This is a genomic window from Rubrivirga sp., from assembly GCF_049648075.1.
In the GTDB taxonomy this organism is placed as follows: domain Bacteria; phylum Bacteroidota; class Rhodothermia; order Rhodothermales; family Rubricoccaceae; genus Rubrivirga.
In genome coordinates this window covers 1-6,615 of record NZ_JBARYR010000634.1, presented here as the reverse complement: position 1 = coordinate 6,615, position 6,615 = coordinate 1, and the positions used below count along the sequence as shown (strand labels likewise).

The following is a 6,615-nucleotide window of genomic DNA, read 5'->3' as shown; positions in this document are numbered from 1 at the left end:
GTGCTGAGCGGCCCGTCGCCGGAAGCAGGCCACATGACCGAGGGGACGCGACGAGCTCCGGTCGCAGCGTAGCGTCCTCGAGGACGTGCGTGGCCCTCAGGGCGGGGAGCGCTGGGCTCCGCACGCCGCATCGACACCGCCCTCGAGGACGCGGCCGGTACGCCAGCCGGCCGGGCCAGCTCCAGGAGCACCGGGGAGAGACGCCCGGGGCGGGCATAGAGGAAATCCCCACTGACGGCCCCGGTCGCAACCCACCGCCGGCGCGGCTGATTCCCACCTCCCTTCCCACACTACGCCCCTCGTATGAACCGCCTGCTCACCCTCGCCGCCGTCCTCGCCGTCAGTGGCTGCGCGACGTCCTCGACGGACCGCGCCCCGAGCGCCCCGATGACCCCGACGACGGACCCTATGAACGTCACCACCGACGCGCCGAAGCCGTCGTGGGCACCCAACATCGACGACCAGATGTGGGCTGTCGTGGACCAACTCACGTCTTACGGCAACGTCCCCTACCCCGAGCTTACCGGCTTCCAGGCTCGGATGGAGAAGACGCCGACGAACGCCGTCATGGACCTCCTGATGCGGACCGGCGTCCCGCCGATGCCGCCGAAGGTGACCGTGAACCACCGTGAGATCGCCGCCGGCCCGAGCCAGGGCCTGGTCGTCCGGACGTACGCGCCGGTCGGCGCGAGCGGTCGGCTCCCGGTCGTGGTGTACTACCACGGCGGCGGCTGGATTATCGCCGACCTCGATACGTACGAGGCCGGCGCCGTCGCGCTCGCGACCAAGACCGGCGCCATCGTGGTGTCGGTCGCGTACCGGCAGGCGCCGGACGACCGCTACCCGGCGGCCCACGACGACGCGTTCGCGGCCTACCGCTGGGTAACGCAAAACGCGGGCTCGATAAACGGCGACCCCGACCGGATTGCGATCGCCGGCGAGTCGGCCGGCGGCAACATGGCCGTCGCGACGGCGATCCGCGCCCGCGACGAGGGCGTCCCGATGCCCCGGGCCATCGTCTCCGTCTACCCCGTCGCCGACGGCGACGTCCAGTCGCCGAGCTATGACCGGTACGCGAACGCGCTCCCGCTCAACCGGGGCGGCATGGAGTGGTTCTTCGACAACTACACGCCCGACTGGCGGACGCGCTCGTACGAGTACATCGACCTGGTCGAGGCCGACCTCGAGGGCCTGCCGCCGACGACCATCGTCAACGCCCAGATCGACCCGCTCGAGGCCGAGGGCGGCGACTTGGCTGACGCCCTCGAGGCCGCCGGCGTCGACGTCGAACGCCGCGTCTACGACGGCGTCACCCACGAGTTTTTCGGCATGGGCGCCGTCCTCGAGCAAGCCGTCCAGGCCCAGGACTTCGCGGCCGACCGGCTTAAGGACGCCTTCGGGATGTAGCCCCGCGGCCTCGAGGTCGCACGCGCTCCCGGTCATCTGGCCGGGGCGTTTTGTGCCGCCGAGGCGAGCGGCCTCGAGGACGTGTCCGCCCTCCGTCCCGTGTCTGCGCGGGGGAACGGACCGGACTGCTGCATGGGGCGTCTCCTTAGCTCTCGCCGAGGGCGCAACCGCCGAGGCGGCCGGCCGGTTGACGAGGCCCACTCTCCCCGCCCCTCTATGAAAGCCCTCCGCTGGCACGGCACCCACGACCTGTCCGTCGACACCGTCGACGACCCCCAGATCCTCGACCCGAACGACTGCATCATTAAGACGTCGCTGACGGCGATCTGCGGCAGCGACCTCCACCTTTTCGACGGCTACATCCCGTCGATGGAGGACGGCGACATCCTGGGCCACGAGTTCATGGGCGAGGTCGTCGAGGTCGGCGGGGCGGTCCAGAACGTCAAGAAGGGTGACCGCGTCGTCGTCCCGTTCCCCATCGCGTGCGGGCACTGCCACTACTGCAACCGCGACGAGCACTCGCTGTGCGACACCTCGAACCCGAACAAGGACATGCAGGCGGCGGCCTACGGGTTCGGCGCGGCCGGCATCTTCGGCTACAGCCACATGATGGGCGGGTTCGCCGGCGGGCAGGCCGAGTACGTCCGCGTCCCCTACGCCGACGTCGGCCCGCTCAAGGTGCCGGACTCGCTCACCGACGAGCAGGTCCTGTTCCTGACCGACATCTACCCGACGGGGTACCAGGCGGCCGTCAACTGCGACATCCAAGAGGGCGACGTGGTCGCGGTGTGGGGCTGCGGGCCGGTCGGGCTGTTCGCCCAGATCTCGGCCGCGATGATGGGCGCCCAGGTCATTGCGATCGACCGGTTCCCAGAGCGGTTGCGCATGGCCGAGCAGTTCGCCGGGTCGACCACGATCCACTACGAGGACGAAGACGTGTTCGCCAAACTGGAGGAGGTCAACGACGGGCGCGGGCCGAACGCCTGCATCGACGCCGTCGGGCTCGAGGCGCACGGGACGGGGATCACGGGCGTGGCCCAGAAGGTGGAGCAAGAGGTCCGGCTTCAGACCGACCGCGGCTCGGCCCTCATCGAGGCCATCCAGAGCTGTGGCAAGGGCGGCACGGTCTCCATCCCGGGCGTCTACGGCGGCGTGGTCAACCACTTCAACATCGGCGCCGCCTTCGGCAAGGGGCTCACGTTCAAGATGGGCCAGACCCACGTCCAGCGCTACATCAAGGACCTGCTCGGCCACATCGAGGCCGGCGACCTCGACCCGTCGTACATCATCACGCACAAGGCGCCGCTGGAGAAGGGGCCGGAGCTCTACGAGACGTTCCGCGACAAGGAGGACGACTGCGTCAAGGTCGTCCTGGACCCGTCGTGGGACGCCGACCGCGAGGTCGAGGTACGGACCGAGAAGGTCGACGCCGACTAGCCCCGCCCTCGGGGCCGGCCATCCAGAGTTCGTCGGGACCCTCTCGGGTCCTCGAGGTCTGACCCGCCCGAACACTCTGCGAAGAGCGGGTTCGGCCGTAGACACGCCAGGTCCGAGCCTCTAGCTTCCTCCTCCTTCTGCCCACCGCTGTGCCACGTGCACACCTGCGGCGGGCAGCTCCTTGTCTGGCCCTCCCCCGAGAGACCGATGCCGAAGATGAAGTCGAACAGCGGCGCCAAGAAGCGCTTTTCGCTGACCGGGACGGGTCGCGTCAAGCGCAAGAAGGCGTTCGCGAGCCACATCCTGACCAAGAAGTCGCCCAAGCGGAAGCGAGACCTCCGCGAGTCGACGATCGTCAAGAAGTGCGACGAGCCGCGCATGAAGCGCATGATCTCGACCAGCGCCCGCTAGTCGACCCGTCCTCGAGGCTGTGCCTCGAGCCCTCCATACCCACACACTCACCACGGAACCAAGATGCCCCGAGCACGAAATCTCGTGGCCTCCCGTCGCCGTCGCCGCAAGGTTCTTGCGCAAGCGAAAGGCTACTGGGGACGCCGTGGCAACGTCTACACCGTTGCCAAGCACTCCGTTGAGAAGGGACTCCAGTACGCCTACCGTGACCGACGCGCCCGCAAGCGTCAGTTCCGGCGGCTCTGGATCGCCCGCATCAACGCTGCCGCCCGTCAGAACGGGACCACCTACTCACGCTTGATCGCAGGCTTGAACAAGGCTGGGATCCCGCTGAACCGGAAGGTCCTCGCCGACCTCGCGGTCCACGACAAGGCCGCCTTTACCGCCGTGGTCAAGCAGGCCGCGGTCTAATGGACGGTTAGCCGTCCAATCCGCGCCCGTTTGACCACGACTCCCGCCCGGCCTCGGCCCGGCGGGAGTTTTTGTTCGGTCTCGCCCTCCCGTCCTGAGCGGAGCGCGCGGCCCAGAGTTGACGGATCTCCACCCTCGAGGACGGACTGCCCGAGACCTCGAGGTCGAGACCGACCCCACGGCTCACCCCACTACTCGCTCAGGACGCCACCGACCGGCACACGCGCTATGTCTGAGACCGCCCTCGAGGCCGATATCGCTGCCATCCAGGCCGAGATCGACGCCGCCCCGCTCGCCACACCCGACGACGCTGAGACCTTCCGCGTCCGGTTTCTGGGCCGCAAGTCTGGCGTCGTCACGGACCTGTTCAGCAAGATCGGGGCCGTCCCGCCGGAGCAGCGGCGCGAGATGGGCCAGCGGCTCAACGGGCTCAAGCAGTCGGCGCAGGACCGCCTGGACGCTGCGCTGGCCGACCTCGAGAGCGGAACCGAGGCCGGAGCCACTGACCTCGACCTGACGCTCCCCGGCCGCGTCCCGGCGCCGGCCGAGCGCGGAAGTCTGCACGTCCTGACCCAGACCCTCGCGGACATTCAGGACATCTTCCGGTCGTTCGGCTTCGCCGTCGCGCGCGGCCCCGAGATCGAAGACGACTGGCACAATTTCACCGCGCTCAACTTCCCGCCCGACCACCCGGCGCGGGACATGCAGGACACGTTTTTTCTCGAGGCGCCCGCGCCCGAAGGACGAGGTGTGTTGCTGCGCACGCACACGTCGCCGGTCCAGGTCCGCGTCTTGGAGGCGCAGCCGCCGCCGGTGAGGGTGATCGCGCCGGGCCGCGTCTTCCGCAACGAGGCCATCTCGTACAAGAGCTACTGCCTGTTCCACCAAGTCGAGGGCCTGGTCGTGGACGAGGGCGTCAGCTTCGCCGACTTGAAAGCCATGCTGACCGCGTTCGCCCGCGCCTTCTTCGGCGCCAGCGATGGTCCCGCGCGCGAGGCCAAAATGCGCTTCCGCCCCAGCTTCTTCCCCTTTACCGAGCCCTCGGCCGAGGTCGACGTGTGGTGGGCCGACGAGTCGATGCCGGGCGGCGGTCGCTGGATGGAGATCCTGGGGTCGGGCATGGTCGACCCGAACGTGTTGGTGAACGTCGGCGTGGACCCCGAGCGCTACACCGGCTACGCCTTCGGGATGGGCGTCGAGCGGATGGCGATGCTCCGCCACGGCATCGACGACATCCGGCTCCTGTACGAGAACGACGTCCGCTTCTTGCGGCAATTCTAGGGTTCGGGGTTCGGGGTTCAGGGTTCGCAGGACCGGGACCTCGAGGCCAACGACTCCTCTTGCTCTCTGATCTGAACACTGTTCGTCCTCGAGGACGCGCCCGGCCTCGAGGTCGGCCACCGCACGGTCCTTCCAGCCGACGAACCCTGACCGCGCCAGCGAAGGCGCTAGCCAACCCCGAACCCTTGAACGTCTCAGCGAACTGGCTCTCCGACTACGTCGCGCACGGCCTCGACCCGGACAAACTCGCGCACCGGCTGACCATGTCCGGCCTCGAGGTCGAGGACGTGGAGACGACCGGCCCCGACCTCGAGGGCGTCGTCGTGGGTCACGTCCTCGAGGTCGAGCCACACACCAACGCCGACCGGCTGCGCGTGTGCTCCGTCGACCTGGGCGACGGCGAGCCGGTCCAGATCGTGTGCGGCGCGCCGAACGTGGCCGCGGGTCAGAGGGTGCCGGTCGCGACCGTCGGGACCACGCTGATGCTGCCGGCCCGTGACGGATCGGGCCTGGCGCCGGTCACGATCAAGAAGGGCAAGATCCGGGGCGAGGTCTCGCGCGGGATGATCTGCGCCCAAGACGAGCTCGGGCTCGGCGACGACCACGACGGGATCCTCGTCCTCGAGGACGGCGCGACGGTTGGCCAGCCGTTCGACGACTACCTCCGCGAGCACGGCAACGGGGACGCCGTCCTGGACATCGCGATTACGCCCAACCGGCCCGACGCGACGAGCCACGTCGGCGTCGCCCGCGACGTGGCGGCGCTCCTGGACCTCCCGCTCACGCTGCCGACGGCCGACGTGCCCCACGCGTCTGGCCTCGAAGGCGTAGACGTCGTCATCGAGGACGCAGCCGGGTGCCCGCGCTTCGTCGGGATGGTCATCGAGGACGTGACGGTCGGGCCGTCGCCGGACTGGATGCAGGAGCGGCTCCGCGCCGTCGGCCTGCGCCCGATCTCGAACGTGGTCGACGTGACGAACTACGCCATGATGGAGCTCGGCCAGCCGCTCCACGCCTACGACTTGGACAAGATCACGGGTACCGTCAGGGTCCGCCGTAGCGGGGAGGGCGAGACGACGAAGACGTTGGACGGGATCGAGCGGAAGCTGCCCACCGGCACGATGGTCGTCGCCGACGAGACCGGGCCGCTCGGCATCGCCGGCGTCATGGGCGGGCTCGACAGCGAGGTCTCCGACGCCACGACGCGCGTCTTCCTCGAGGGCGCTTGGTGGAACCCGGCCGACATCCGCCAGACCTCCAAATCCCTGGGCCTTCAGACCGACGCGAGCTACCGATTCGAGCGCGGCGCCGACCCGACGATCCAGCCTCTCGCCGTCGCGCGCGCCGCCGAGCTGATCGCGGAGACCGGCGGCGGCACCGTCCTCCCCGGCGCCATCGACCTGAACCCAGCGCCGTACCAGCCGCGCACGGTTTCCGTCCGCCCGTCTCGCATCGCGAGAGTGCTCGGCGTCGAGGTCCCGACCGCTGACATCACGAGGCTGCTCGAGGCCATCGGCTTCGAAGTCGAGCGCCAAGGCTCCGTCCTCGAATCGTTCGCCGAGACGGCGCTCAGCCACGGGACGACGGCCGCCGCCGCCGAGGCCGGGGACGTCGCCCTCGAGGTCGTGGTCCCCCCGTTCCGGCCCGACGTCGAGCGCGAGGTCGACG

Annotated in this window: 7 protein-coding genes; 6 read left to right on the top strand and 1 reads right to left on the bottom strand. The window is 69.4% G+C overall.

The window, feature by feature from the left end; genetic code table 11:
* The coding region (locus WBA11_RS17265; protein ID WP_424521884.1) for a hypothetical protein at window positions 1–191 on the bottom strand (191 nt) is incomplete at its 3' end.
* A gap of 112 nt (window positions 192–303) precedes the next feature.
* Here WBA11_RS17265 and WBA11_RS17260 point away from each other — a divergent pair.
* The 6 genes from WBA11_RS17260 to pheT all read left to right on the top strand — a co-directional run.
* The gene (locus tag WBA11_RS17260) at window positions 304–1,407 is read left to right on the top strand and encodes an alpha/beta hydrolase (protein ID WP_424521883.1); all 1,104 of its coding nucleotides are present in this window, start codon (window positions 304–306) and stop codon (window positions 1,405–1,407) included.
* Between the two features lie 216 nt (window positions 1,408–1,623).
* Complete coding sequence (locus WBA11_RS17255; protein ID WP_424521882.1) at window positions 1,624–2,844, top strand: zinc-dependent alcohol dehydrogenase; 1,221 nt, start codon at window positions 1,624–1,626, stop codon at window positions 2,842–2,844.
* 207 nt (window positions 2,845–3,051) lie between these two features.
* Window positions 3,052–3,255: a 50S ribosomal protein L35 gene (rpmI, locus tag WBA11_RS17250; RefSeq protein ID WP_424521881.1), complete on the top strand. Its 204-nt coding sequence runs from the start codon at window positions 3,052–3,054 to the stop codon at window positions 3,253–3,255.
* Between the two features lie 63 nt (window positions 3,256–3,318).
* Window positions 3,319–3,666, top strand: coding sequence for a 50S ribosomal protein L20 (gene rplT / locus WBA11_RS17245; RefSeq protein WP_424521880.1), 348 nt, complete (start codon window positions 3,319–3,321; stop codon window positions 3,664–3,666).
* 228 nt (window positions 3,667–3,894) lie between these two features.
* Window positions 3,895–4,947: a phenylalanine--tRNA ligase subunit alpha gene (pheS, locus tag WBA11_RS17240; RefSeq protein ID WP_424521879.1), complete on the top strand. Its 1,053-nt coding sequence runs from the start codon at window positions 3,895–3,897 to the stop codon at window positions 4,945–4,947.
* Between the two features lie 185 nt (window positions 4,948–5,132).
* Window positions 5,133–6,615: phenylalanine--tRNA ligase subunit beta (gene pheT, locus WBA11_RS17235; RefSeq protein WP_424521878.1), on the top strand; the 1,483-nt coding region annotated here is incomplete at its 3' end.

What these genes read in the sequence shown, in the direction of transcription:
- WBA11_RS17260 (WP_424521883.1), top strand. Translation starts at nt 304, where the DNA reads ATGAACCGCCTGCTCACCCTCGCCGCCGTCCTCGCCGTCAGTGGCTGC.
- WBA11_RS17255 (WP_424521882.1), top strand. Translation starts at nt 1,624, where the DNA reads ATGAAAGCCCTCCGCTGGCACGGCACCCACGACCTGTCCGTCGACACC.
- rpmI (WP_424521881.1), top strand. Translation starts at nt 3,052, where the DNA reads ATGCCGAAGATGAAGTCGAACAGCGGCGCCAAGAAGCGCTTTTCGCTG.
- rplT (WP_424521880.1), top strand. Translation starts at nt 3,319, where the DNA reads ATGCCCCGAGCACGAAATCTCGTGGCCTCCCGTCGCCGTCGCCGCAAG.
- pheS (WP_424521879.1), top strand. Translation starts at nt 3,895, where the DNA reads ATGTCTGAGACCGCCCTCGAGGCCGATATCGCTGCCATCCAGGCCGAG.